This window comes from Streptomyces sp. NPDC045899 (assembly GCF_056431485.1).
Genome location: NZ_JBWKKP010000045.1, coordinates 1 through 26,064 on the forward strand (window position 1 = coordinate 1; position 26,064 = coordinate 26,064).

The 26,064-nt window shown below is 73.1% G+C and carries 15 protein-coding genes; 8 read left to right on the forward strand and 7 right to left on the reverse strand.

Annotation, left to right across the window (positions count from 1 at the left end; genetic code table 11):
• The 3 genes from AC07FT_RS35400 to AC07FT_RS35410 form a co-directional block, all read right to left on the reverse strand.
• Positions 1-1,820, reverse strand: a 1,820-nt coding sequence (locus AC07FT_RS35400; protein ID WP_479180248.1) for a type I polyketide synthase, incomplete at its 3' end; no start/stop codon positions are given.
• A 241-nt stretch (positions 1,821-2,061) separates the two neighbouring features.
• The gene (locus AC07FT_RS35405; protein WP_479180249.1) at positions 2,062-2,823 is read right to left on the reverse strand and encodes a thioesterase II family protein; all 762 of its coding nucleotides are present in this window, start codon (positions 2,821-2,823) and stop codon (positions 2,062-2,064) included.
• A 50-nt stretch (positions 2,824-2,873) separates the two neighbouring features.
• Complete coding sequence (locus tag AC07FT_RS35410; protein ID WP_479180250.1) at positions 2,874-4,361, reverse strand: MFS transporter; 1,488 nt, start codon at positions 4,359-4,361, stop codon at positions 2,874-2,876.
• A gap of 147 nt (positions 4,362-4,508) precedes the next feature.
• On the opposite strand from AC07FT_RS35410, the gene AC07FT_RS35415 reads away from it, so the two are divergent.
• Positions 4,509-5,144 (forward strand): hypothetical protein, encoded by a 636-nt coding sequence (locus AC07FT_RS35415; RefSeq protein WP_479180251.1) that lies wholly within the window; start codon positions 4,509-4,511, stop codon positions 5,142-5,144.
• 30 nt (positions 5,145-5,174) lie between these two features.
• On the opposite strand, the gene AC07FT_RS35420 is transcribed toward AC07FT_RS35415, so the two are convergent.
• Positions 5,175-5,696, reverse strand: coding sequence for a nuclear transport factor 2 family protein (locus AC07FT_RS35420; RefSeq protein WP_479180252.1), 522 nt, complete (start codon positions 5,694-5,696; stop codon positions 5,175-5,177).
• A 361-nt stretch (positions 5,697-6,057) separates the two neighbouring features.
• Here AC07FT_RS35420 and AC07FT_RS35425 point away from each other — a divergent pair, with 361 nt between their 5' ends.
• Positions 6,058-7,635, forward strand: a complete 1,578-nt coding sequence (locus AC07FT_RS35425) for an alpha/beta hydrolase (protein ID WP_479180254.1) — start codon at positions 6,058-6,060, stop codon at positions 7,633-7,635.
• 132 nt (positions 7,636-7,767) lie between these two features.
• Here the strand turns inward: AC07FT_RS35425 and AC07FT_RS35430 are convergent, their stop codons facing one another.
• On the reverse strand, positions 7,768-8,709 hold the full coding sequence (locus AC07FT_RS35430; protein WP_479180255.1) for an NAD-dependent epimerase/dehydratase family protein: 942 nt from the start codon (positions 8,707-8,709) through the stop codon (positions 7,768-7,770).
• 196 nt (positions 8,710-8,905) lie between these two features.
• Between AC07FT_RS35430 and AC07FT_RS35435 the strand changes: the two genes are divergently transcribed.
• The 6 genes from AC07FT_RS35435 to AC07FT_RS35460 are packed head-to-tail and all read left to right on the forward strand — an operon-like array spanning position 8,906 to position 24,365.
• A complete protein-coding gene (locus AC07FT_RS35435) occupies positions 8,906-16,030 on the forward strand; it encodes an SDR family oxidoreductase (RefSeq protein ID WP_479180257.1) in 7,125 nt (2,374 codons plus the stop codon).
• Positions 16,027-20,853, forward strand: coding sequence for a beta-ketoacyl synthase N-terminal-like domain-containing protein (locus tag AC07FT_RS35440; protein WP_479180259.1), 4,827 nt, complete (start codon positions 16,027-16,029; stop codon positions 20,851-20,853). Before AC07FT_RS35435 ends, AC07FT_RS35440 begins: the two co-directional genes overlap by 4 nt.
• The gene (locus AC07FT_RS35445; RefSeq protein WP_471201458.1) at positions 20,850-21,176 is read left to right on the forward strand and encodes an acyl carrier protein; all 327 of its coding nucleotides are present in this window, start codon (positions 20,850-20,852) and stop codon (positions 21,174-21,176) included. Before AC07FT_RS35440 ends, AC07FT_RS35445 begins: the two co-directional genes overlap by 4 nt.
• A gap of 2 nt (positions 21,177-21,178) precedes the next feature.
• Entirely contained in the window at positions 21,179-22,054 is an 876-nt protein-coding gene (locus tag AC07FT_RS35450) for an alpha/beta fold hydrolase (RefSeq protein ID WP_479180260.1), read from the forward strand.
• Positions 22,051-23,265, forward strand: coding sequence for a glycosyltransferase (locus AC07FT_RS35455; protein WP_479180261.1), 1,215 nt, complete (start codon positions 22,051-22,053; stop codon positions 23,263-23,265). Before AC07FT_RS35450 ends, AC07FT_RS35455 begins: the two co-directional genes overlap by 4 nt.
• On the forward strand, positions 23,262-24,365 hold the full coding sequence (locus AC07FT_RS35460) for a class I SAM-dependent methyltransferase (protein ID WP_479180262.1): 1,104 nt from the start codon (positions 23,262-23,264) through the stop codon (positions 24,363-24,365). The genes AC07FT_RS35455 and AC07FT_RS35460 overlap by 4 nt, the downstream gene beginning before the upstream one ends.
• Positions 24,366-24,447: 82 nt before the next feature.
• Here the strand turns inward: AC07FT_RS35460 and AC07FT_RS35465 are convergent, their stop codons facing one another.
• The gene (locus AC07FT_RS35465; protein ID WP_479180263.1) at positions 24,448-25,578 is read right to left on the reverse strand and encodes a methyltransferase domain-containing protein; all 1,131 of its coding nucleotides are present in this window, start codon (positions 25,576-25,578) and stop codon (positions 24,448-24,450) included.
• A 10-nt stretch (positions 25,579-25,588) separates the two neighbouring features.
• Complete coding sequence (locus tag AC07FT_RS35470; protein WP_479180264.1) at positions 25,589-26,044, reverse strand: MarR family winged helix-turn-helix transcriptional regulator; 456 nt, start codon at positions 26,042-26,044, stop codon at positions 25,589-25,591.
• Between the last annotated feature and the right edge of the window lie 20 nt (positions 26,045-26,064).

Genomic DNA, 26,064 nt, shown 5'->3' on the forward strand with positions numbered 1-26,064 from the left:
GCTATCTCCGCCGCGAACACCGGCGAGGAGTCCAGCAGACCGACCGCCATCCCCTCCCACTGCGCACCCTGACCCGGGAACACGAACACCGGCTTCACACTCGAACCGGCCGTCTGGCCCTCCGCCACGTTCGCGGCGGGCTCGGCCGAGCTCAGCTCGCTCAGACCGGTCAGCAGGGCGCCCCGGTCGGTGGCCACGACCACGGCGCGGCGCTCCAGATGGGCGCGGGTGGTCGCCTGGGCGAAGGCGATGTCCCGGTGGTCCAGTTCGGGGCGGGCGATCATATGGGCGCGCAGCCGGTCGGCCTGCTCACGCAGCGCGGCCTCGCCCCGGGCGGAGAGCGGGACGAGCACCGGCGGGCGGGCACCGGTGCCGTGATCCCCGGTCGGCTCGTCGTTCGCGGCCGGCTCCCCTTCGGGGGCCTCCTCTTCGGGGGCCTCCTCGAGGATCACGTGGGCGTTGGTGCCGCTCACGCCGAAGGACGAGACACCGGCGCGGCGCACCCGCTCCCCCGCGGCCCACGGCCGCGGTTCGGTCAGCAGCGCGACCTCGCCCGAGGACCAGTCCACATGCGAGGACGGCGCGTCCACGTGCAGGGTGGGCGGAAGCGTCTCATGACGCATCGCCATCACCATCTTGATCACGCCCGCCACACCGGCCGCGGCCTGGGTGTGGCCGAAGTTCGACTTGATCGAGCCGAGCCACAGCGGCCCGTTCTCCCGGTTCTGGCCGTAGGTGGCCAGCAGCGCCTCCGCCTCGATCGGGTCACCCAGCGGGGTGCCCGTGCCGTGGCCCTCGACCGCGTCGATGTCGGAGGGGGTGAGTCCGGCACCGGCCAGCGCCTGGCGGATCACCCGCTCCTGGGACGGGCCGTTGGGCGCGGTGAGGCCGTTGCTCGCGCCGTCCTGGTTGACGGCGCTGCCGCGTACGAGGGCCAGGATCCGGCGTCCGTTGCGCTTGGCGTCGGAGAGCCGCTCCAGGACCAGCAGGCCCATGCCCTCCGCCCAGCCGACGCCGTCCGCGGCCTCCGCGTATGCCTTGCAGCGTCCGTCCGGCGACAGCGCGCGCTGACGGCTGAACTCGATGAAGGCGCTGGGCCTGGCGAGCGTGGTGGCGCCGCCGACCACGGCGAGCGAGCACTCCTTGGCGCGCAGGGACTTGGCCGCCAGGTCGATGGCCACCAGGGAGGAGGAGCAGACGGTGTCCACGGTGACCGCGGGGCCCTCGAAGCCGAAGGTGTAGCTGATGCGGCCGGAGGCAACGCTGGGGGACGACGCGATGGAGAGGTAGCCCTCGATCTCCGGGCGCCGGTCGCTGAGTCCCGCGACGAACTGGTAGTCGGAGAACATGAGCCCGCAGAAGACCCCGGTGTCGCTCTCCTTGAGCGTCAGGGGGTCGATGCCCGCGTCCTCGAACGCCTCCCACGCGCCCTCGAGCAGCAGCCGCTGCTGCGGGTCCATCGCCAGCGCCTCACGGGGGCTGATGCCGAAGAACTCGGCGTCGAACTCCGCCATGTCGTCGAGGAATCCGCCGTGGCGGGTATAGGCGGTACCGGGGTGGTCCGGGTCCGGGTCGTAGAGGTTGCCCAGATCCCAGCCGCGGTCGTCGGGGAATTCCGAGAACCCCATGCGTCCCTCGGCGACCAGCGACCACAATTCCTCCGGTGAGGTCACCCCACCGGGAAAGCGGCAACTGATCCCCACGATGGCCAGGGGCTCGCCCGCCTGGTCGAGCAGCTGCTGGTTCTGCCGCCGCAGGCGCTCGGTCTCCTTCAGCGACTTACGCAGGGCTCCGACGATGTCGGGCTTCTCGAGGGCCATGCTTGTTTCCCCCACCTTCGGGCTCTTGCCGGCAACCATGTGGTCGACTGTTTAGATCCCGCGGTGGCCCGCCCAGATACAGCCATTCAAGAATTTTTTCCCGGGGAAGGTTTGAGAGACCGCCGATGCTGTTGGCCGACCGGTTCCGGGCGCTTCGGGACATGACGAAGCGGCCCGGCCGCGTCGGGTTCCGGGATGGTTGCCGAAACCCCGCGCGGCGGGCCGCCGGATGGTCAGGAGCTCACGGGTTCACGGCGAGCGTGTCGTTCAGTGCCCCGTTGACGGCAGCGGTCAGACGGGCGCCGTTGTCGGTGAAGAAGAAGTGGCCGCCCTCATGGGTCTCGAGGGTGAACTCCCCGGTCGTGCTGCGCTTCCACTCGGCCGCCTCCGGCTCGTTGACCTTGGGGTCCGCCCTGCCGATGTGCACATGGACGGGTACCGAGATCCGTGTGGCCGGCGAGGCGCAGTACGTCTCCGCCAGCCGGTAGTCCGCGCGCATGGGGGGCAGGATGATGTCGAGGATCTCCTCGTCCTGGAGCAGTTGGTGTCCCATTCCGCCGAGCAGCGCCATCTCCCGGAGAAAGGCGTCGTTCCCTTTGAGATGGGTGCCCTCGTCCTTGCGCAGCGTCGGCGCCACCCGGCCGCAGGCGAAGAGGGCCAGCGGCGGATTTCCCTTGGCCTCCAGACGGTGGGTCACCTCGAAGGCGACCAACGCGCCCATACTGTTTCCCATCAGGACGACGGGCAGGTCGTTCCAGTCGCCGATGAGTTCGGCGATCTCGTCGGCCAGTTCCTCGATGGTGTCCCGGAAAGGCTCATGGCGGCGATCCTGCCGACCGGGGTACTGCACCGCGTGGACATCCAGCTCACCGAATCCCCGCGCGAACTGGAAGTAGGAGTTCGCTGATCCTCCGGCGTGCGGCAGGAGAATCAGTCTGGCCTTGGGAGCGTCCGCGGTGTTCAGTTTGCGGATCCAGCGCCCGAAATCATCTGTGGGACCCATGGGAGACCCTCCCCGTTCATTTCCGAATGACGTCGACCGGTGTGAGGGTGTCAACTGGCGTCCTCCACCTTCCGCAGGGCGACGTCGCCGCCCTCCTTCGGTGTCTCCCGCGACGGGAAGCGGATGAACAGGGTGCAGGCGATCGCTCCCAGCAGCAGGAATCCGACGGGAAGGAGTCCCGTCTCGCTCAGCGCCGTGCTGTAGGGCTCCTTGAACATCTCGGGGATCTTGGTGACGCTGCCCTCGACATGGCCCCCGCCGCCACCGACACCCGGCAGATGCGCCTCCAGCCGGTCCACGAACAGCGCGCCGACCGCGGCGCTGCCGAGCACGGCGCCCACCTGGCGGTTGGTGTTGTAGACACCGGAGCCCGCGCCGGACTGGTCGATGGGGAGGTTACGGGTGGCGATGGCGCCCAGCGGGCCCCAGACCATGCCGTTGCCGATGCCGGTCAGGGCGGCCGTGGCCGAGAACATCCACAGGTGCGAGTCCGGCTTCATCAACTCGCTGTACGCGACGATGGTGATGCCGAACAGCACGAAGCCCGTGGTGGTGAAGGTGCGCGGATGCATGGTGTCGGACAGCTTGCCGACGAACGGCGCGCAGACACCGGTCAGGATCGCCAGCGGCGCGAAGATCAGCGCCGATTCCATCGAGGTGAGCCCGCGCACGCCCTGCAGATAGAAGTAGGTGGGCACGGTCATCGCGGTCACCGCGGCACCCATGGCCGCGATCCCCACGTTGGCCAGCGCGAAGTTGCGGTCCCGGAACAGGCTCAGCATCAGCAGGGGTTCGCCCTTGTTGACCGCCTGTGTCACGACGAACATCGTCAGGACGGCGAGACCCGCGCCGATCATCAGCCAGATGGTCGCCGACCAGTCCTTGTTGTTGCCTTCCTGAAGGCCGAAGACCAGCAGGAACATACCCCCGCAGGACAGCACGATGCCGACCACGTCGAACTTGTGCGGCGTGGTCGGGAGCGAGGGCACCATCTTCCAGGCGAGGAAGAAGGCCAGGACGCCGATCGGGACGTTGATCAGGAAGATCCACTCCCAGCCGGCGGAGTCCACCAGCAGACCGCCGACGACCGGACCCACCAGCAGCGCGACTCCCGCGGAACCGCCCCACGCGCCCATCGCGGCACCGCGCTTGTCCGCGGGGAAGATCCGGGTGACGACCGCCATGGTCTGGGGCGTCATCAGCGCGGCCCCGAGGCCCTGTACGGCGCGGGCCGCGATCAGCATGTCGATGCTCCCCGCCATACCGCACCACAGCGAGGCGAGCGTGAACACCACCAGGCCGACCAGGTAGACGTTCTTCGGGCCGAAGCGGTCACCGAGCCGTCCGGTGAACAGCAGCGGTGCGGCGTAGGTGAGCAGATAGGCGCTGGTCACCCAGACCACTGCGGAGACATCCGCCTCGAGCGACTCCATGATGGCGGGGTTGGCGACCGCCACCACGCTCATGTCCAGCAAGATGAGGGAGAATCCGACGAGCAGCGCGCCCAGAACGTGCCACGGATTTCGTTCAACGGTCACGGTTATCTTCCCACCCTCAAGCTGACTGGCCCCTTCTCCGGATCACAGATCCCGGCACGCCCGCTCCGGATACATCCGCGAGGAAATTCCCTCGCATATGTGGCGGAGGTCACACCAGCGCCCTGTCTCGGCGAAGACGATCGGTCCGTGGGAACAGACATCTACGGGTTCGTGGAGTGCCGCACCTGGGGGCCCGGCCTCGAAGTCGGGGAGACGGCCTGGTACTCCGCCATCGATCTGTCGCTGCTCGGAGTGGACCGGGACTACCCCGCCTTCGGCTGTCTCTTCGGGGTGAGGAGCCCCGAGGGGCACTGGCGGCCGGTCGCGGCCGGCCGCGGGCTGCCGGTGGACGTCTCGGAGGTGACCGGGGCGGAGCACGCGGCGCACGGGGCGGCGGTGTTCGGCACGACCTGGATCGACGGGGACGAGGTCCTCACCATCGACTGGGACGAACCGGCGATCCCCCGGGCCACCGATATCGCCCGGTACCGGCGGCTCCCGGACGGCACCCTGGAGTTGTCGCACCGCGGGGACTGGAGCCGTGGCTTCGCCCGCGCCAGCGGTGTCGACACCTTGTCCGTCGACCCGGACCGGGTGGGGGAGTTGTGGGCCGAGGGCACCGAATGGGACGTCGGCACCACCGTCTTCCGGGCCGAACGCGCCCGGCGCCGTGACGCGGTGCCCGCGGACGGCCCGTGGCAACCGGTGTGGACCGTGATGCGCGCCCTCGCGGGGGTCCACGGTGATGCCCATGTCCGCCTGGTGGTCTGGTTCGACGCCTAGCGCGTGTCCGGCACCCGGGTGGTCCCGGCATCACTCCAGCGCCTTGAGAGCGTCCTCCCCGCGGGTCCACCACACGCCGACGCGCAGGCGGGTCAGCAGCCAGCCGTCCGCGCCCCGGCGGAACTCCCACTCGTAGGGCCCACCCATGGAGTAGGGGGAGGCAATCTGCCCGGGCTCGGTCACGGCGACGAACCACATGTACCCGATACCGGTGGCGCGGTCGTCGTCCTCGATGGTGAAGTGCGCGTTCAGGATGTGGTGCTGCATGCTCGGGTAGGGCGCCTCCGCGCGCTCCACCGTGGTCCGGATCGCCTCCTTGCCCCGGACGGTCTCCCAGGGGCCGAACTCGAGGGTCGCGTCGTCGGCCCAGCACGCGGTCCAGGTCTCCCAGTCCCTGAGGTCCAGCGCCCGCCACCCCCGCATCATCAACCCGCGCAGCGCCTCCTTGTCCTCCAGGACACGGATCCTTCGCATCAGGCTCTGGTCGTCCCCGGTGGCTGATGGCACTTCGGCTCCGTACATCCCGGCCTGCTGTGTCCCGGTGTGCTGCATCGCGGTTCATTCCTTCCGGACGGACTGTGGTCGGCGCACGGGCCGCGCGCCGCCTCGGAGTCTGTCCGGCGGCGGGAGGGCCGACCAGGACGCACCGTCCCTGGGCGGCGCGCACCCCGTCACGCCCTCGCCCTCGCCCTCGCCCTCGGCGGAGACTTCGGCCACGGCGGAGACTTCGGCCACGGCGGAGGCGTCGGCCACGGATGACGCGGCCGATCCCGTACGACCTCAGAACCACACGCGGCGCCGGGCGTACCCCCGTGGTCGGACACCATTCCACCCCCTCGGTGGTTCTCCCGCGTCCGTCCCGTACGGAAGGGTGAACGCGTCCCAACACACCCTGCCCATAAGGACACCGCACGTGCGCAGCAGATCGTTGACTCATGTCCTGGCGGCGAGCACCCTCGCGGCGTTGGTACCGGCCTTCGCCCCGGGCAGCGCATCGGCCGCCGAGAACCCCCTGAAGCAGTACACCGAGCAGCGGCCGTCGTGGCACCGCTGCGACAGTGACTCCCCGGCCTCCTTCCAGTGCGCCACCATCAAGGTGCCGTTGGACTACGACCGTCCCGACGGCAAGAAGATCGGCCTCGCCATCTCACGGCTGAAGACCAGCACCGCCGCGGAGCGCCGCGGCGTGCTGCTCGTCAACCCCGGCGGACCGGGGGGTTCGGGCCTCTACATGCCCTTCGAGCTGGCCGGTGAACTGCCCTCGTCGGTGAAGAAGAAGTACGACCTCATCGGCTTCGACCCGCGGGGTGTCGGCCGCAGCTCTCCGGTGGGCTGCGGTCTCAGCGCCAAGGAGCAGAGCTGGGAACGCCCCTACCGAGCGGAGAAGTTCGCCAAGGACGTGAAGTGGGCCCGTACCGTCGCCGAGAAGTGCGACGCGAAGCAAGGGGACCGACTGCGCCACATCACCACCCGGAACACGGCCCGTGACATGGACGTGATGCGGGCCGTGCTGGGCCAGAAGAAGATCTCCTACCTGGGGTACTCGTACGGCACCTACCTCGGCGCCGTGTACACGCAGATGTTCCCGCGCCACGCCGACCGGTTCATTCTGGACAGCTCCGTGGATCCGGCGCGGATATGGCGCGGCATGATCCAGATATGGGCCGAGGGCGCCGAACCCGCCTTCACCCGGTGGAGCGAGTGGACGGCTCAGCGGCACGCCACGTACAAGCTGGGCAAGACGCCCAAGGCCGTCCGCAAGACGTTCTGGGACCTGGTCGCACGGGCCGACCGCAAGCCGATCGAGCTCGACGGCCAGAAGCTGACGGGGGATGACATCCGCTCCGGCAGCCGTGCCGCGTTCTTCAGCGTGCGTGAGGGCGCCGAGGGCATCGCCAAGCTCAAGAAGGCGGCCGACCGCGGCCCGTCCCGGACCGCCGAGCCCAAGGCGCCGAGCCGTACCGGCCAGCCGTCGTTCGGACGGGCCGTGCCGGACGACAACGGCACCGCCGCCTTCTGGTCCGTCGTGTGCGCGGACACCGGTGCGTGGCCGCGGGACCCCGAGGGGTACCGCGCCGACGCGGTGCGGGCGAAGAAGGAGTACCCGCTGTACGGCGACTTCGGCTCCACCATCAAGCCGTGTGCGTTCTGGAAGAAGGAGGGGAGCGAGCCCGCCACCACGATCGACAACGAGGTCGGGGCACTCGTCCTGCAGAACGAGTGGGACTCCCAGACGCCCCTCGCCAGTGGCCGCGGTATGCACCGGGCCATGAAGGGCTCACGGATGGTCACCGTCGCCGGGGGCGAGGGTCACGGTATCTACGGTTCCAAGTCGTGTGCGGACAAGACGGCCACCAGCTATCTGACCACCGGCCGTCTCCCGGCGAAGGACCTGACCTGCCGGACCTCCGCGGCACAGCGTGAGCGGGGCTTCAACAAGCTGCCGCTTCCCACGCCTCCGGGGCTCCCGGGCCTGACGGACGGCTCCTGAGCGGCCCGCTGACCCGCTGCGACCGCCGCTGAACCGGTCGGAGCGGCAGGTGGAACGACGTGGGGGTCCGGACCGGAGCCCCACGTCGCGCAGGTACGGCACGTCGCGCCTGTGCGGCGCGCGGTCCGGGTGTCACCCGGTGGTGGTCATGCGCCTCCGCCACCAGTCCACCGTCGCCCGGACCTGTTCGTCGAGGGGTGTGGCGCGTAGCGTGAAGGCGGCTTCGTAGGCACCTGAATCAGCCACGAACGGGCGGTCGAACTGGTAGCGGATCTCCCCCAGTTCGCGGATCTGCGGGGAGAACACGCCCAGCAGGCGCAGTACGGCCGGTGCCAGCCCGCGCACCGCGACCGGACCGGTGCCCGCCTCGGCGGCGAGGCGGTCGACCATCTGCCGGACGGACAGCGCGGGCAGTGTCGGAACGTGCCAGGCCCGGCCCCAGGCGCGCTCCTCGCCCGCCACCTCGACCAGGGCCCCGGCCACGTCGGGCAGATAGCTCCAGCTGTGCGGGGCGTCGGGATCCCCCAGCGCGGAGACCGGCTTGCCGCGCAGCACGCGCGGCACGACCCGCGCGGCGAGGTGGCCGCCGTCGGTCACCCCGGGGCCGAAGAAGTCCGAGGCCCGCACCTCGACCGCCCGGACGCGCCCCTGCTCGTGCAGGGTCCGTGCCCGCTCCCAGACGGCGGCGCGCACGCCTCCCTTGGGTCCGGTCGCCGCGAGCGGCAGTTCCTCGGTCAGCGGTCCGTCCACCGGTCCGTAGCCGTAGAGGTTGCCCAGCATGACGAGGACGGCCCCGGTCGCCTCGGCCGCAGCGCACATCGCGGAGGCCAGTGGTGGCCATTCGCGCGTCCAGCGGTGGTAGGGCGGTCCGGCACAGCCGTAGAGGGCGGTCGCCCCCTTGACCGCCTCGGTCAGCCGCCCGCTGTCGGCGGCGTCCAGGGCAAGGTGCTCGACACCGGGTTCCGGGGCGCGGCCCGACCTGGTGACGACCCTTACCGAATGGCCCTGTTCGGCCAGCAGCCGGGCGGTGGCGCTACCCGCGGGACCGGATCCTATGACGACATGAAGACTCACAGCCGCACACTAACGCGACGGTGTGGTGCGGCCCGTGGCGCACGGCGGCGGATTGCTCATGAATCGCTTATGGATCGTTCATGCCTCTTCCCGCTTGAACATGAAAGTGACATCCTCGCCGCCCGGATCGGTGCTTCGTTGAAACGTGCTCGAATTGTCCCTTTTCCCAGCGTTATCCGACCTTCCGGGAGAAGACATGGCGTCCGTTGCGCACACGGGGGATCTTGTCATCGGTGTCACCCCGTTCGGGGAACCGGACGCCAGACTCGCGGCGGCGTTCAGCCGCGCCGGCGGGCTCGGTGTACTCGATCTGGGGGCCGGTGGCCGTCAGGCGCGGGACGCGCTGGAACGTACCCGGAGTTGGGTGGGTGACGCCCGGTTCGGGGTCAGGGTGGCGGCGGGCTGCCGTCTGGCACCCGGCGATCTGATCGCACCGCCGACCGGTACGTGTCGGGGGGCGGACGGCGCGGACGACACGCGGCCCGTGGACGCGGATCCACGGGCCGCCGCCGTTGACGGACCGCACACCGTCGTGCTCTGCGGGGACGCCCCGTGGGCCGTAGGGGATGTCACCGGGCACCACCGGGTGCTCGTCGAGGTCACCTCCGCGGAGGAGGCCCTGGCCGCGATCACGGCCGGGGCCCACGGTCTGATCGCGCGGGGGAACGAGAGCGGCGGCCGGATCGGTGAGCTGACCACCTTCGTGCTGCTCCAACGGCTCCTCACCGACCCCGAGGTGACCGTGCCGGTGTGGGCGTGCGGTGGTATCGGTCCGCACACGGCGGCCGCCGCCGTCGTGGCGGGTGCGGCCGGGGTCGTCCTGGACAGCCAGCTGGCGCTGCTCGCCGAGTGCGGGCTCCCCGAGGAGCGCGTGGCCGCGATCCGTTCCATGGACGGCTCGGAGACCGTGGTCACCGACGGCCACCGCGTTCTGCGGCGGCGGGTGGCCGCGCCCGGTGAGCGACCACTCCCCGTCGGCCAGGACGGCTTCCTCGCGGCACGGTTCGCCGAACGCTGGCGGGACACCGGGCGCACGGTCCGGGCCCTGACCGACGCGATCCGCCACGCTGCGGTGGCACCGGACGAGGAGGCCGCCCGCGGGTCCGTCACGCCGGTGCCGAATGCCGCGTTACAGCCCGAGGTCGCGTTACGGCCCGAGGTCGCGTTACGGCCCGGTGCGGTGCTGCGCCCCGGCGCGCCGATGACGTCGACCACCGGCACCCGGCTGCCGCTCGCCCAGGGGCCGATGACCCGGGTCAGCGACCAGGCCGGATTCGCGACCTCCGTGGCGGACGGCGGAGCACTGCCGTTCATCGCGCTCGCCCTCGCCGGACGCGAGCAGGCCCGTACCCTGCTGGAGGAAGCCGGAGCCGCCCTCGCGGGGCGGCCCTGGGGCGTCGGAGTGCTCGGCTTCGCGCCCGAGGACATCCGTGAGGCCCAGCTCGAAGCCGTTCTCGAGGTCCGCCCCAGCCATGCCGTCATCGCGGGCGGACGGCCCTCCCAGGCCATGGCGCTGGAGCGGGAGGGCATCACCACCTTTCTGCACGTCCCCTCTCCGGGGCTGCTCGCGCAGTTCCTGCGGGCCGGGGCCCGCCGGTTCGTCTTCGAGGGTTCGGAGTGCGGTGGCCATGTGGGCCCCAGGAACAGCTTCCCGCTGTGGGAGGCGCAGTTGGGGGTGCTCGAGGACTTCCTCGACGGCGCCGACGCGGACGGTACGGGCCGAGAGCATCGCATCGAGGTGTTCTTCGCCGGTGGCATCCACGACGAGCGGTCCGCCGCGATGGTGGCCGCACTCGCCGCCCCGCTCACCCGGCGTGGTGGCGCCGTGGGCCTGCTGATGGGAACCGCCTATCTGTTCACCGAGGAAGCCGTGGCGCAGGGCGCCGTCCAGCCGCTGTTCCAGCGGCAGGTGGTCGCCGCGCGCCGCACCGCGCTGCTGGAGACCGCACCGGGGCACGCCACCCGGTGTGTGGTCAGCCCCTACGCGGACAGCTTCCACCACCTCCGGGACGGGCTGCGCGCGGGCGGTACGCCGGACCGGCGGATGTGGGAGGAGCTGGAGCGCCTCAACGTCGGTCGGCTGCGGATCGCCAGCAAGGGCGTCGAACGCGCCCCCGGTGGCGAGCTGGTGGCGGTCGACGAGGAGCGCCAGCTCACCGAGGGCATGTTCATGGCCGGGGACGTGGCGGTGCTGCGCTCCGCCACGACCACCGTCGACGCGCTCCACCACTCCGTCACCTCGGCGGCCGCGGACTTCCTCGACGGCAGCGCGGCAGCGCTCGCCGAACGGCTGGGTACGCACCCGGACGCGCGGCGGGGGGAGCCGCAGCCACCACCGCCCCTGGACGTCGCCGTGATCGGCATGGCGTGTATGTTCCCGCAGGCCCCCGATCTGGCCACGTTCTGGTCCCATGTGGTGGGCGGCGTGGACTCCGTGACGGAGGTGCCCGCCGAGCGGTGGGACCCGGCGGTCCACTACCGGGCGGAGGGGGACAGGAGCGAGGGTGGCACCACCTCCCGCTGGGGCGGCTTCCTGCCGCGGATCCCCTTCGACCCGTTGCGCTACGGCATCCCCCCGGCCTCGCTCGGCAGTATCGAGCCCGTCCAGCTGCTCGCGCTGGAGGCGGCGCGCCAGGCGCTGGAGGACGCCGGATACGGCGACGGGGAGGGTGGCCGCGCGTTCGACCGCTCCCGCACCTCGGTGGTCTTCGGGGCCGAGTCGGGCAGCGACCTGTCCCACGCGCAGACGCTGCGCGCCGTCCTCCCCTCGTACTTCGGCGAGGTGCCGCGTGGAGTGGCGGAGCAGTTGCCCGCGCTCACCGAGGACGGCTTCCCGGGGATGCTCGCCAATGTGATCGCCGGGCGGATCGCCAACCGGCTGGACCTGGGCGGGTCCAACTACACGGTGGACGCGGCCTGCGCGTCGTCGCTCGCCGCCGTGGACGTGGCGTGCAAGGAACTGGTCGGCGGCACCAGTGACACCGTGCTGTGCGGTGGCGCGGACCTGCACAACAGCATTACCGACTACATGCTGTTCTCGTCGGTCCACGCGCTCTCCCCGACCGGGCGTTCCCGCACCTTCGACGGCTCCGCCGACGGCATCGTCCTCGGCGAGGGGGTGGCGTGTCTGGTGCTCAAGCGGCTCGCCGACGCCGAACGCGACGGCGACCGCGTCTACGGTGTGATCAAGGGGGTGGGCAGTTCGAGCGACGGACGGTCGCTGGGGCTGACCGCGCCACGTCCCGAGGGGCAGCGGGCGGCGCTGGAGCGTGCGTACGGCAACGCCCGCGTGTCACCCGCGGACGTCGGTCTGCTGGAGGCGCACGGCACGGGGACGGTGGTCGGCGACCGCACCGAACTGGCCGTCCTCACTGAGGTGTTCGGGGAGGCGGGCGCACGGCCGGGCAGCTGTGCGCTCGGTTCGGTGAAGTCCCAGATCGGGCACACCAAGTGTGCCGCCGGTCTGGCCGGTCTGATCAAGACCGTGCTGGGGCTGCACACCGGCGTCAAACCGCCGACCCTGCATCTGGAGAGCCCGAACTCGGCCTGGGACGGGGACAGCAGCCCCTTCGCCTTCCCCGCCGAGGCGCGTCCATGGGTGGCACCCGCCGCCGAACGCCTCGCCGGGGTCAGTGGTTTCGGCTTCGGCGGCACCAACTTCCACGTGGTCGTGGCGGCCCATGACAGCGGCGCTCCCCCCGCGCAGGGGCTCCAGGGCTGGCCCGCGGAGCTGTTCACCTTCCGCGGCACGGACCACGCCGCGGCGCTGCGCGCCGTGGAGGACCTCCTCCGCCTGGCGACGGCCGCGGACACCGGCGCCACGCGGCCGTGGCGGCTGCGCGATCTGGCGCTGGCCGCGTCCCGGCGGTCGGACGCGGACCGCAGCCCGGTGCGGGTGGCCGTGGTGGCCGAGGACGTGGCGGGGCTGACGGCGCGGCTGCGCCGGGTGCTGGCGGGGGAACACGACCCGGCGGCCGGGATCCACGTGGCGGATCCCCCGGCGGCGGAGGGGGAGGTTCCCGGGAGCGGCCCCGGCGAGGTGGCATTCCTCTTCCCCGGCCAGGGCAGCCAGCGCCCCGGGATGTTCGCCGGACACTTCATCGCCTTCCCCGAGCTCCAGCACCATCTGGAACTCGGCCGCGCACACGCCGACGTGCTCTATCCACCGGCGGCGTTCGACGCGGCGGGGAGGGCCGCGCAGCGCGCGGCGCTGACCGACACCCGGGTGGCACAGCCCGCCCTGGGCATGACCGGGCTGGCCGCGTACGACCTGCTCACCTCCGCCGGTGTGGTGCCCGGCATGGCGGGCGGGCACAGCTACGGGGAACTGGTGGCGCTGTGCGCGGCCGGCGCCCTCACCCCGCGCGCGCTGCTGGAACTGAGCGCCGAACGCGCGGCCGCCATCGTGGCGGCCGCGGGGGACACTCCGGGTGCCATGGCGGCGGTGACGGCACCGGCCGAGGACGTCTCACGGGTGCTGCGGGACACCGGCCTCGGCGAGCGGGTCGTCCTGGCCAACCACAACGCCCCGCGCCAGGCCGTGGTCTCCGGACCGGAGGAGGCGGTGGCCGAGGCGGTGCGCGCGCTGCGGGACGCCGGGCACTCCGCCAAGACCATCCCGGTGGCCTGTGCCTTCCACAGCCCGCTGGTGGCGGCCGCCTCGGCGCGCTTCGCCGAGGTCCTGGACCGGTACGAGGTGGCGGCGCCGGAGTTCCCGGTCTGGGCGAACCGCACGGCCGCACCGCACGGCGCGGAGCCGGACGCGATACGCGCCGAACTGGCGGCCCAGATCGGTGCGCCGGTGCGTTTCGTGGAGCAGATCGAGGCCATGTACGCGGCGGGCGCCCGGGTGTTCGTCGAGGCGGGTCCCGGCACGGTCCTCACCCGGCTCGTCGGGGCGATCCTCGGCGACCGTCCGCACCGCGCCGTCGCCTGCGACGGCGCGCGGGACGGCGGAGGTACGGGCGCGCTGCGCGGTCTCCTCGACGCCCTCGCCCAACTGGCGGTGGCCGGGGTGCCGGTGCGCACCGGCCGGCTCCTCCGCGGCCGGGACGCCGTGGACGCCGGACGCGGTGATCCGCCGCGCCGGGCGGGCTGGACGGTCGACGGCCAACTGGTCCGCACCGCGGCCGGTGAACTTCTCCCCGGTGCGCTCGCACCGGCCCGACGTGTGGTGGAGGCAACGGTGAGCCAGGCGGAGCACACGGAGGGGGCGCGAGGGGACCGGGACGCCCTGATCTCCGAATTCCTCAGGACGAGCCGGGAGATGGTCGCGGCACAGCGCGATGTGCTCCTGACGTACCTCGGCGCCGCGCCGGATGCCCGGCCGTCAGCACCGGAGAGGGTTCCCGCGCCGGCCCCGGCGCCCCTGGCCGCGGCCGGCCCCGTGCACACGCCCGTCCCCGTGGAGACACCCGCGCCGATCGCCGATGACACCACGGCGCCCGCCCGGGGGCACACCGTCGAGGAGGTGCTCCGGGCCGTCTCGGACATCATCGGTGAACGCACCGGCTACCCCCTCGACATGATCGAGCCGGATCTCGATCTGGAGGCCGACCTCAGCATCGACTCGATCAAACGGGCCGAGATCGCGGGTGAGCTGGCCCGGCGTCTGGGCGTGGCCGGTTCGGGCGCGCTCGGTGACGAGGAGCTGGAGGAGCTGGCCAAGGCCCGTACGGCCATGGCCGTCGCCACCTGGCTGGCGGCGCGGCTCACCTCCGACGCCGGAGAGCCCGCGGCGGCCGCGCCGCCCGCCGGAGCCACCGACCCCGTCGGCCATGTCGAGGCCACCGCACCGACCGCCCCGACCACGCCCACCGACGCCACGGAGGGAACGGAGGGAACGGCACCCCGCCGCTTCGTGATGCGTCCGGTGCCGCTGGCCGTTCCCGACACCGACGCCACCGCGCCCGCCCTGCTCTCCGGCGCCCGGTTCGCCCTGCTCGGGGCCGCCGACGACACGGCCGACGCACTCGTCGCACGGCTGACCGGCCACGGTGCCGAGGCCGTGGTGTTCGGCCCGGAACACCTGCTGGACGAGGACGACGGCCCGTGGGACGGCATCGTCCTGCTCGACCCGTTCACCGGTTCCGGGGCACCCGTGCTGCCCGCCGCGTTCCCCGTCGTCCAGGCGGCGCTGCGCCGCCATCCGCGTTGGCTGCTGGCCGCCCGCCGGGCCGATCCGCTCGACCTCCGTACGGCCGGGCTGCACGGTCTGTTCCGTACGGTGGCCAAGGAGTACCCGAGGACCGCGGCGGCCGTCGTGGACTTCCCCACGGACGGGTCGGCCACCGCGGACGTCGTCGCCGACGCGCTGCTGGACGAGGTGGCCGCCGAGGTCCGCGCACCCGTGGTGCTGCGCACCGGCACCGGACGGCAGGGGCTCGAGGCGGTGGAGGACGCGCCGGGTGCGCTCGCCACCTCGGGTGCGGGCCCGGCGGGCGAGGGCGCGGCGGAGGCCATGGCCCTGGGGCTGGACCAGGACACGGTGGTCGTGCTGGCCGGCGGTGGGAGAGGCATCACCGCGCGGTTCGCCGCCGCCCTCGCGTCGGCCTCCCGTTGCCGGATCGAACTGCTGGGCCGTACCCCCGAGCCCGTGGGTCCGGAGGACCCGGCCACCGCGGGGGCGCGGGACGAGCCCGCGCTGCGTGCCGCGCTCGCCGCCCGGGGCGGCGGAACACCGGCGGAGATCCAGCGGGAGGCGGCCCGGATCCTGGCCGCCCGCGAAGTGGCGGCCACGATGGCGGAGTTGCGGGACCTCGGCAGCCGGGTGCGGTACCGGTCGGTGGATGTGCGTGACGCCGCCTCGGTGCTCCAGGCCGTCAAGGAGATCCACGCCGACCACGGTCGGCTGGACGGCGTCGTGTACGCCGCCGGGGTGATCGAGGACCAGCTGATGGAGGAGAAGTCGGCGGAGTCCTTCCGGCGGGTGTTCGGCACGAAGACCGAGGGTGCGAGCACCCTGCTGGACGCATTGGACAAGGTGTCGGCCGAGCCCTCGTTCGCCGTTCTGTTCGGCAGTGTGTCGGCGGTGTCCGGCAACCGTGGGCAGGCCGACTACGCGGCGGCCAACGACGCGCTGGAGGCCATCGGGACCCGGTGGGCGGTCCGCACCGGGCGCCGGGCGCTCACCGTGCACTGGGGTCCCTGGGCGCCGACGGGCGCGCACCACGGGATGGTGACCCCGGAGCTGGCGCGCGCCTACGCGCGTCGTGGCATCGCGCTCATCGACCCCGAGGAGGGCGCGCTGGCCCTGTTGCGCGAGCTGGCCTGGGGCGAGGAGTCCGTCCGTGCCGTCGTCCGCACCGCCTCGCGCTGGTGAGCGCGGCCACCGGCGGTGCGACGGACGGGACCGCCGGGGACGGCCGGGTCCCGCCGGTGGCGATCGTCGGGATGTCCGTGCTGTTCCCCGGCGCCTCCGGGCTCGCCGCCTACTGGCGGAACCTGCTGGACGGCGTGGACGCCATCACCGATGTCCCGGACGGCCGGTGGGACGCGGCGTACTACGCACCGGGGAGCGCGGCGGGCGGTGCGTCGGGCCCCGACCGGGTGTACTGCCGACGGGGCGGGTTCGTCGACGAGCTCGCCGAGGTGGAGGCCGTACGGTTCGGGATCACCCCGTCCTCGGTGTCCGGTACCGAACCCGACCAGCTGATCGCGCTGAAGGTGGCCGCGGAGGCCCTGGACGACGCGGGCGGCCGGGACCGGCTGCCCGCGCCGGAACGGGTGGGGGTGGTCCTGGGACGTGGTGGCTATCTCACCCCGGGGCTCGCCCGGCTGGACCAACGGGTGCGTACCGCACACCAGTTGACGCATACGCTCGCGGAGCTGCTGCCCGGGCTGGGGGACGAGGTCCTCGACCGGGTGCGGTCGGCGTTCACGGAACGGCTGGGGCCCGACCGCCCCGAGGCTGCCATCGGGCTGGTTCCCAACCTGGCGGCCTCCCGGGTGGCCAACCGGCTCGATCTGCGCGGTCCGGTGTACACGGTGGACGCCGCGTGCGCGTCCTCGCTCGTGGCCGTCGACCAGGCGGTGGGGGAACTGGCCTCGGGCCGCTGCGACATGGTGCTCGCGGGCGGAGTGCACCACTGCCACGACATCACGCTGTGGAGCGTGTTCGCCCAGCTGCGCGCGCTGTCGCCGAGTCAGCGCATCCGCCCCTTCCACCGTGCGGCCGACGGTGTGCTGATCGGCGAGGGCACCGGTGTGGTGGTGCTCAAACGGCTCGCCGACGCCCGGCGGGACGGGGACCGTGTCTACGCCGTCGTACGCGGTACCGGGGTGGCGGGCGACGGCCGCTCCGCGGGGCTGACCACTCCCGATCCGGACGGCCAGGCGCGGGCCGTGCGCCAGGCCTGGCGCACGGCCGGACTGGATCCGCGGGACCCCGGCGCCATCGGTCTGCTGGAGGCCCACGGCACCGGGACGCCCGCCGGGGACACCGCGGAACTCACCACCGTGGCCGAGGTGTTCGGGCCCGGTGGCGACGAAGCCGGTGGGGCGGTCATCGGTTCGGTGAAGTCCATGATCGGCCACACCATGCCGGCGGCGGGCGTGGCCGGGCTGGTCAAGGCCGCGCTGGCGCTCCACCACGGACAGCTGCTGCCGACGTTGCACTGTGATGATCCGCATCCGGCACTGGCGGCCACCCGTTTCCGCACCCTCGACAAGGCCGTGCCCTGGGAGACCGGGCCGGATGCGCGGACGCGCCGGGCCGCGGTGAACGCCTTCGGCTTCGGCGGGATCAACGCGCATGTGGTGCTGGAGGAAGCGCCGTCGGCGCCACGGCGCTCCTCACACACCCCCGCTCCCCCGCCGCGCCCCACGGCCACGGTGACGGAGCCCGAACCGGTACTCGCCCTGGCCGCCGCCACCCCGGAGGCCCTGGGGGAACTCCTCACGGCCGACGACGCCACGCTGCGCGCCACCGCCACCGCCACCGCCACCGCCACCGCCACCGCCACCGCCACCGCCACCGCCACCGACGGCCGTCACATGGCGGGCCGCGCCCGGCTCGGCCTCGTCGCGCCCACCGGCAAACGGCTGGCCCTGGCCAGGCGGGTGGTGTCGGGCGGCCGGGCGTGGCGCGGGCGCGGCGACCTCTGGTTCACCCCGGTCCCACTCCTCGGCGAGGGCGGGGAACGGGACCCCGGGGCCGGGGCCGGGACAGGCCGTCTGGCCTTCGTCTTCCCCGGTCTGGAGGCGGAGTTCGCACCCCGGGTGGACGGTGTCGCCGCGTACTTCGGGCTCCCCGGCGCGGTCGCCCGCCACTCCGCGGGAGCGGCCGAGGTCGGTGACGTCGGCCGTCACGGCGTCGGGGTGTTCGCCGTCGGACGGCTGCTCGACCGGGCGCTGCGGCGGATGGGTCTGGTGCCGGACGCGCTGGCGGGCCACAGCGTCGGCGAGTGGACGGCCATGGCGGCGGCAGGGCTCTGTTCCGGTGAGGCCGTCGACTCCTTCCTCGACTCCTTCGACCCCGACGCGCTCCGGGTGCCGGGGCTGGCCTTCGCCGCTCTGGGCGCGTCCGCCGAGCGCGTGGGCGCCGCCCTCGCCGCACGGCCGGACGCGGGAACGGTGCTCTCGCACGACAACGCCCCCAACCAGTCGATGGTGTGCGGACCGCGCGCCGCCGTCGAGGAGTTCGTCACCGTGATGCGGGCGGAGGGTGTCATCGCGCAGGTGCTGCCGTTCCAGTCCGGCTTCCACACCCCGATGCTCGCGCCCTACCTCGAACCGATCAAGGAGACGGTGGGGCGGTTCGATCTGCTGGCACCGGCCACCCCGGTGTGGTCGGCGACCACGGCCGCGCCGTATCCGCGCGCCGAGGCGGCGGTGCGGGAGCTGTTCGTACGCCACCTGCTGGAGCCGGTGCGCTTCCGTGCGCTGACCGAGGCCCTGTACGCGGCGGGTGTGCGGGCCTTCGTCCAGGTCGGTACGGGGCAGTTGGCCTCGCTCATCGGGGACACCCTGAGCGGCAGGGACCATCTGGTGGTGGCCGCGGGTTCGGCGCGTCGTGACGGTGTCGCCCAGCTCCGCCGGGTGGCCACCGCGCTGTGGACCGAAGGCGCGCGGGTGGACCCGGCGTTGCCGAGGCCCGCCGCGGTCGGCCACGGAAGGCTGCGGGCCACCGCGTCGCTGCCACCGGTGCGGCTGGACCTCGGCGGCGCCCTGGTCTCCCTGGCCGGTGAGGACGCGGCGGCGCTGCGGGCGGAGCTGTCCGCCGCCCGGCCGACCCCCGTCCCGGACCACGACCGGGCCGCGCACAACACCGACCGGACCGCGCGGGGCGAAGGGCGCCCAGCGCAGAACAGCCTCCGCGGCCAGGGTGACCACGAGGGCCACCGCGGCCTCGGAGCCCTCGCCGGACACCACCCCATGGCCGCCGAACTCGACGCGCTGCTGCGCGAGACGGCGGACACGGCGGCGGAGGTCATCACCGCGGCCGCCGCACGCCCGGCCCCCGTGCGCACACCCCCGGCCACCACCGCACCGCCACGCGTGACGGCACCGTCACGCGACACCGCACCGCCACGCGACACCGGGCACCCCCCGGTGCCCGGCGGGGCACCCGCCACCACACGTACCGTGCTGCGCGTGTCCACCCGGACCATGCCCTATCTGCTCGACCACTGCTTCTTCCCGCAGCGTCCCGGCTGGCCCGACGAGACCGACCGCAGACCGGTCGTCCCCGCCACCACGATCCTCCAGCACTGCATGGACGCGGCCGAGCGGGCCGCGCCCGGGCAGCTCGCGGTCGCCGTGCACGGAGCGCGGTTCGACCAGTGGGTGGCGGCCGCGCCGCCGGTCGAGGTGCCCATCACCGTCACGCCCTCCCCCGGCCGTCCGGACCGGTTCGAGGTCGCGTTCGGGGACGGTGCGCGCGCCACGGTGGAGACGGCCGCCGCCCATCCGGCCGACCGTCCGCCGCCATGGCGTACGGACCCGGCGGACGAACGCACCCCCGACCACACCGCGGCGGAGCTGTACCGGGAGCGGTGGATGTTCCACGGCCCCGCGTTCCAGGGGCTCACCCGGCTCACCGCCATCGGCGCCTCGCAGGTGTGCGGCACCATCACGGCGCCGTCCGCGCCCGGCGCCCTGCTGGACAACGTGGGGCAGCTGCTGGGCTACTGGATCATGGCCACCGGCACCGAGCGCACGGTCGTCTTCCCCGTCGCCCTGCGCCGGTTGCGGCTGTTCGGGCCGCCCCCGGCCCCGGGCACCGCGGTGGAGTGCGTGGTGCGGATCGTGTCGCTGAGCGACACCGTGCTGGAGGCCGATATGCAGCTCCATGTCGGCGGCGCGGTGTGGGCGGAGCTGACGGGCTGGCAGGACCGCCGGTTCGACAACCACCCCCGTACGGTGGCGGCCCAGCGCTTCCCGCAGCACCACACGCTCTCGGACGCGCGCCCCGGCGGCTGGGTGGCGGTCCACGAACGGTGGCCCGATCTGGCGTCACGCGACCTGATCATGCGGAACCACCTCGGCGCGGCCGAGCGCACCGCGTACGAGCACCATGCGCCGCGTGGCCGCAGACAGTGGCTGCTCGGCCGGATCGCGGCCAAGGACGCGGTGCGGCGGTGGTTGTGGGAGCACGGGGAGGGTCCGGTCTACCCCGCCGAGATCACGATCCAGGAGGACGAACGGGGGCGGCCGTACGCCACCGGGGCGCACGGCCGGACGGTGCCGGAGCTGGATGTGTCCCTCGCCCACCGGGCCGAGACCGGGGTGGCCCTGGTGCGCCCCGGGCGAGCGGGTGGCCGCGGGGTGCTGGGCATCGGCATCGAGGAGGTCACGGACACCGGGGGCGGGCCACCGGTGGCGGACCGGGAACGGGAGGCGCTGGTCGCGGTGTGCGACGCGACCGGTGGGTCCGAGGACCGGTGGGCGGCGGCCTTCCGCGCCGCGCACCGGGCCGTGACCGCGGCGGAGGGGACACCAGGAGCGGGCCGTCCACCGGAGACGGCCGTGCTCGCGGCCGGGCCCGGATGGCTGCTGGCCGAGGTGTCCCCGGCCACCGGCCCGCCGCGCCGCTACCGGATGCGGTGCGCGGAGACGGCCAACCCGCCCGGGTTGCCGGTCAGGTACTACGCCGTGGCCTGGACCACCGGCACGGTGGACGACAACGAGGAGAACGCACTGTGACCATCGGTGAGCAGACGGCCCCACCCGTGGCGGACGAGCGGTCCGTCCTCGCGGACATCGCGGGGATGCTCCGGACCATGCTCGACGAATACGGCGTCGACGACATCGAGATCACCATGCAGACCCGCTTCACCGAGGACCTGGAGCTGGAGAGCATCGACCTGGTGGCCCTGGCGGGCAGCCTGGAGGCCCGGTACGGACAACACGTCAACTTCGCCGAGTTCGTGGCGGATCTGGAGCTCGACGAGATCATCGACCTGTGCGTGGGTCGCCTGGTCGACCATGTGGTCCGGAAGCTGCGGGCCGTCGAAGGGGGCAGTTGACCATGGCGATGGTCCACATCGGCGGCGCCCGCGACGGCATCGAACTCCATGTGCAGCGGCTGCCCCCGCCCGGTGACCGCCCGCCCGCGGCCACCGCCGTCCTGCTGCACGGACTGCTCACCGACAGCCTGGCCAGCTACTACTTCACCGTGGCGCCCGCCCTCGCCGCCGCCGGGGTCGATGTGGTGATGTACGACCACCGGGGCCACGGGCGCAGCCGCCGTCCCGCCACCGGCTACCGGCTGGAGTCGTTCGTCACCGATCTGGAGCGGCTGCTGGACCGGCTGGAGCTCACCGGACCGGTCCACCTGGTCGGCAACTGCTTCGGTGGCACCGTGGCGTTCGAGTACGCCATCCGCCACCCGGAGCGGGTCGCGGGGCTGCTGGCGATCGAGGCGAGGCCCGCCACCGCGTCATGGGCCGTGGAGATCGAGGGGATCTTCCGGCGGATGGTGGGCGAACTGATCGAGCACGAGGCCGAGTCGATGGCCTGGATCACCGCGCACCGCGGGGCGCACACCGCGCGTCTGGCCCGTGCGGCGGCCCGGCTGGTGCGGACCACCTCCATCGCCCGGGACGTACCGGGGAGCCGGACCCGCCAAGAGGAACAGGTCCGTTCGGTGCGGTGTCCGGTGCTCGCCGTGTACGGGGCGGAGTCCGAGCTCGCCGGGGCCGGGGAGTGGCTGGAGTCCGTACTGCCCGGGGCCCGTTCGGTGGTGCTGCCCGGCCAGGGCCACTCGGTCCTGGCCGAGGCGCCGGGTCCGCTGCTGGACCTGCTGCTGTGGTGGCTGCTCGACCCCGGTGGCACACCACCGGCCGCCGTTCCGGGGGCGGGGCTCGCCCGCGGCCCGGTGGCGGCGGGGGCGGAGGTCCGGTGAGCCGGTTCCTGTTCGTGGTGCCGCCGCTGGTCGGACATATCAATCCCACCCTCGGTGTGGGCGCCGAACTGACCGCGCGCGGCCATGAGGTGGCGTGGGCCGGGCTGCCGGAGGTGCTGGAGCCGATGACGGGGGGCCGGGCGGCGGTCTTCCCCTGCGCGGGGCTCCGGCTCGGCGCGGGCGGCGCCGTCCGGCCACCGGACGTCCGGGGCCCGGGTGCGCTGAAGTTCCTCTGGGAGCGGTTCCTGGTACCACTCGCCGAGGAGATGGCCCCGGGCACGGAACGGGCGGTGGCCCGGTTCCGTCCGGATGTGGTGGTGGCCGACCAGCAGACCGTCGCCGGTGGGCTGGTGGCCGAGCGCATGGGCGTGCGGTGGGCCACCTCGGCCACCACCTCGGCGGAGTTCAGCGGCGCGCTGGACGGAATGCCCAAGGTGGACGCGTGGCTGAGGTGTCTGCTCGGGGAGCTGCGCGGGCGTATCGGCGATCCGAAGGGCACCGCCGACCCCCGTTTCTCACCTCATCTCGTCCTCGCGTTCACCACCGAGGAGCTCGCGGGCCGGGCCACCGGCCGGGGCGGTGACCGGATCCGGTTCGTGGGTCCGTCGATCGCCGCCCGCCCGGCCGAACCGGACTTCCCCTGGGACTGGCTGGATCCCGCGCGCCGCACCGTCCTGGTCTCGCTGGGCACCGCCAACGCCGGGGCCGGGGACCGGTTCCTCGCGCAGTGCCGTGCGGCCGGGCGCCTGCGCGGGGACCGGCTGCAGATGGTGATGGTCGATCCGGCGGCGCCGCCCGATCCGGACCCCGCGGCGGACCGCGATGTGCTGGCGCTGCCGTACGTACCGCAACTCCCGCTGCTGGAGCGGGCCGGCGCGGTGGTCTGCCACGCGGGACACAACACGGTGTGCGAGGCGCTCTGGCACGGGGTCCCCCTGGTGGTGGCCCCGATCCGCGACGACCAGCCGGTGGTGGCCGCACAGGTGGTCGACGCCGGGGCCGGGGTGCGGGTGCGGTTCGGCCGGGCGACTGCTGCCCAGCTCGGTACGGCGCTGGACACCGTGCTCGGCCACCCGGGCCACCGGAGCGCGGCCGAACGCGTCGGCGCGTCGTTCCGCGCCGCGGGCGGCGCCCCGGCCGCCGCCACCCGGCTGGAACACCTGGCGGGCACGGCGGCCGTACCCACCGAGACCACCGAGGAGGCACGATGAGCGACACCATCGAGGACGCCGAGCACGGCAAGCCGTCCGCCCGCGCCGAGCGCGCAGCTCTCGTCACCGCGCTGCGTCCGCGCTATCTGGCCGATGTGGCCGAGGGCACGGAACGGTTCTTCGAAGCGCGCCGCACCGACTGCCCCTGGTGCGGCTCGCACCGGCTGCGACGACGGCTGCGCACCATCGACCGCTTCCAGCGCAAACCGGGCCGGTTCACCCTGGACCGCTGTCTGGAGTGCGGCCACGTCTTCCAGAACCCCCGGCTCAGCGGCGCGGGTCTGGAGTACTACTACCGGGACTTCTACGACGGGCTGGGGGAACGCGACCTCGGCAATATCTTCGCCGGACGGGAGAAGACCTACCGGCAGCGTGCCGAACCCCTCAGACGCATCGCCCCGTCACCGCGCAACTGGCTGGACGTGGGCACCGGCCACGGCCACTTCTGCGAGGCGGCCCGCGCGGTCTTCCCCACCACGTCCTTCGACGGGCTGGACTTCACCGACGGTGTGGAGCTGGCGAAGCGGTCGGGGCGGGTGGACCGGGCGATCCGCGGCGCCTTCACCGAACTGTCGGAGGAACTGGGCGAGAGCTACGACGCGGTGAGCATGTACCACTACCTGGAGCACAGCACGGATCCGCGCGCCGAGCTGAGGGCGGCCCGGCGGGCGCTGCGTCCCGGCGGCCACCTCCTCATCGAAGTGCCCGACGCCGAGTGTCTGTTCGCCCGGCTCTTCGGCCGCTGGTGGCTGCCCTGGCTGCAGCCCCAGCACCTGCACTTCGTACCGGTGGCCAATCTCCGCGCCGAGCTGTCGCGGCTGGGCTTCACCGTCGTGGTCGAACAGCACCGCGAACCCCATGACACGGTGGACCTGCTGGGCGCGGTGTGGCTGCTCCTCAACGCGGTGGCACCGCCCGAGGACGCCCCGTGGCTGAAGCGGCGGCCGGGCCGGGTGCGCTGGCTGGCGCGGTGCGCGGTGCTGCTCGCCGGTGTTCCCGCCCTGATCGTCGGGACCGTGCTGGACCGGCTGGTGATCAAACCGATGGCGGGCCGCTTCCGGCTGGCCAACGCCTACCGGGTGATCGCCCGCCGCGACTGATCGCGAGGGGTCCGGATGCCGACGGGGGTCCGGTGTGGGGGTGGGCGGCGGACGGGGCGGTCCGACCGCCATCCACCGCCTTTCAGAGGGACTTCTCCAGCAGGGTGACCCCGTAGACGCTGCCGAGGCCGCCGTCCTTGGACCGCTCGCCGACCACCTTGTAGCCCGCGTTCTCGTAGTACTCCCGGAGCCGGGGGTTGCTCGTGAGGGCATCGAGGCGGCAGAACGCGCGGCCGGTGGCGGCGATCCGTGCCTCGGCCCGGGAGAGCATCCGCGCTCCGGTGCCCGGGGGCGCCACACGGCGGTCCGTCATCAGCCGGTGGACATAGCCCGCGTCCGGGCTCTGGGGTCCCCAGGCAGCCGGATCGTCCCACCACAGCTCCCAGGCCCCGGCGACGGGACCGTCCGGGCCGAGGGTGGCGATCCACACCTCGCCGTCGCGCAGTCGTGCGCGGAAGTGCTCGGTGCCGAGCTCCCCGGGCTTCCACTGGTCGATGCCACGGGCGCTCTGCCAGCGGGCCGCGTCGTCCCGCAACCGGACCAGCACCGGCAGATCGCGCTCGTCCGCCAGGCGGTGACTCAACGGGGCGTGCCGCAGCCCCAGATACGTCCAGGACACTCCCTCACGGCCGTGCGGGTCCTCGCGCTGGGCGAGGTGCAGCACCTCCAGACCGTGTGCCCCGGCGAGTGCGACCGTCTCCTCGGCGGAGACGGGGAACATCCGGCGCCCGGCCGGGACGGGGCCGTGGCGCAGTGACAGGATCACCCGTCCCCCGGCCCCGAGCAGTCCGGCCAGAGCGGCCATGCCCGCCACCCGCTGTCCTTCGTCCAGGTGCATCCAGACCGCGGTGAGCAGAATCAGGTCGAACCGCCGGTCCCGGACGCCGGGAGCGGACAGCGTGGGGAGGGCGTCGTCGATCCACTCGATCTCCTGGCCGGCGTGGATCCGGCGGCCCAGGGCGCGGAGTCCGGCGGTGGGCTCCACCGCGACGACCCGGTGCCCCCGCGCGGCCAGCGCCGCCGCGTCCCGCCCGCTGCCCGCCCCGATGTCCAGCACGGTGCCGGGCTCGGCCGGGAAGAGGTGCAGCACCTCGCGGTGCACCTCGTCGAAGGTCACGCTTTCGTACTGCTCGGCGAGAGTTTCGGCGGCCTCGCCGTATCCCGCGGTGCTGTCCAGGGCGAGCAACCGCTCGTCGGGTATGTCGTTGTCCACGTTCAGCACCCTATGCGCCCTCGTGGGGGTCCTCGTGCAGATGGTCGAAGACGAGTCGCAGGGCCCGGGACAGCTCCGCCCGCGCGTCGGCCGTCAACGGGGAGAGGAGCTCGTCCTCGACGGTCTTCGCCTCCACGTCCAGACGCCGCAACTCCCCCTCGCCCTCCGGAGTGAGCCGCACCGAGACCCGGCGGCGGTCCACCGCGTCACGGGTGCGCCCGGCCCAGCCCCGTTCGACGAGGTCGTCCACCACCTTGGTCATATCGCTCGGGTGGATGGCGAGCCGGGCGGCCAACTGCCGCTGTGACTGCGCGCCGTAGTCATCGAGCGCGGCCAGCACGGCCATGTGCCACAGCCGCAGCCGGCGCGTCGCCAACCGCTCCCCGACCCGCGTCCGGGCCGCCTTGCCGACCTTCGAGAGCAGATATCCGTCACGCCTCAGCAGGCTCGGTGGGGCAGATTCCATGCAGTGCATGCTATGGGCTG